We start from the raw sequence: 1,148 nt of genomic DNA, 5'->3' as shown, positions 1-1,148 counted from the left end.
CGCGCGCGACTCTTGCGCTTTTTCGCTTCTTTCTGCTCTTTCTGCAGATCGTCGATTCGTCGAGATGCGCCGCGCTTCTTTCTTTCGATTGCCGTCGCTGAAACGCCGTGATGCCGGCCGGGTATTCGATCGATGCCCTGCTCTTTCAAAGAGCGATGATCGATGCGCGCATCGTGACCTGCTTTCTCGAGCGCTTCGTTGACGATCTGCGACCAGCGCTCGCGCCAAAACTCAACCGTTCCGCTTTTACGATCGTCCCACTCCCTGGTTTTTTCGCCGAGCTGACCAGTTTCAAGAATTCGTCGAGTCGTCATCAAAATGTGCGCGTGCACGTTCTTCTCATCGCCATTTTTACTTGGCGCATGAATCGCGATATCGACTGCGACACCGTGCTTTTCAATCAGTTCACGCGCGAATTGCGACAGCAACGCTTGCTGCTGTTGCAACGTCAGCTCGTGCGGCAGCGCAACTTCAATTTCACGCGCAACTGTCGAGTTTTTACGCGTCTCAGCAAGCTCTGCTGCTGACCAAATTTGTTGACGCGACATTGTCAAATCGCGAGGCAAGAAAAGCCGCTGCGCAAGCACCCCGCGCTGACGCCGACGATAATCGTGCGTCAAACCTGTGCGGGGGCAAACGAGTTTTGAAGCGGAGCGATACGCAGCAGCGGCAACAGCGGAGCGACCAGTGCTGCGCGAAACTGTTTTGACGCTGAAGTGGTAAATCGCCATTTGCGTGCGCGGGGAGGGGTCCGGGGAGGGGCGGCGGCGCAGCCGCCGGTCCTCCCCGGGCGGGGTCCAGGGGCAGCCAGCCCCTGGGCGGGGCCGGGGCGCAGCGCCCGGTCGTGGGGTGCGGGGGGGCGACCCCCCCGCCGGGGTGTCGGGGCAGAGCCCTGACCGCACTTGTGCAAACGCCCCTTGCGGGTGTTTGCATAAGTGCGCCTTTCAGGTATCATCGAAGGCGCTTGTATCACAGCGGCACTCACTCGTCAAGAGTACTGACATGTCAGAAGAGCAAGCGACTCGAAAAAGACTGACTCGAGAAGAGCGTATCTCTCGACTCGAGCAGAAGCTCGCTCAGCTCAAAGCTCAGCAGCGTGCAGCAGCAGCGCGCGCAAGAGCACTTGAGAGCAAGCGCGCGAGAGCACT

General features: G+C 59.6%; 1 protein-coding gene. It reads right to left on the bottom strand.

Annotation, left to right across the window (positions count from 1 at the left end; all coding sequences use genetic code 11):
* The coding region (mobQ, locus tag Tsedi_RS12105; RefSeq protein ID WP_185970675.1) for a MobQ family relaxase at positions 1-731 on the bottom strand (731 nt) is incomplete at its 3' end.
* Between the last annotated feature and the right edge of the window lie 417 nt (positions 732-1,148).

Source organism: Tepidimonas sediminis (genome assembly GCF_007556605.1).
Lineage (GTDB): Bacteria > Pseudomonadota > Gammaproteobacteria > Burkholderiales > Burkholderiaceae_C > Tepidimonas > Tepidimonas sediminis.
This window is presented reverse-complemented; position numbering and strand designations above follow the sequence as displayed.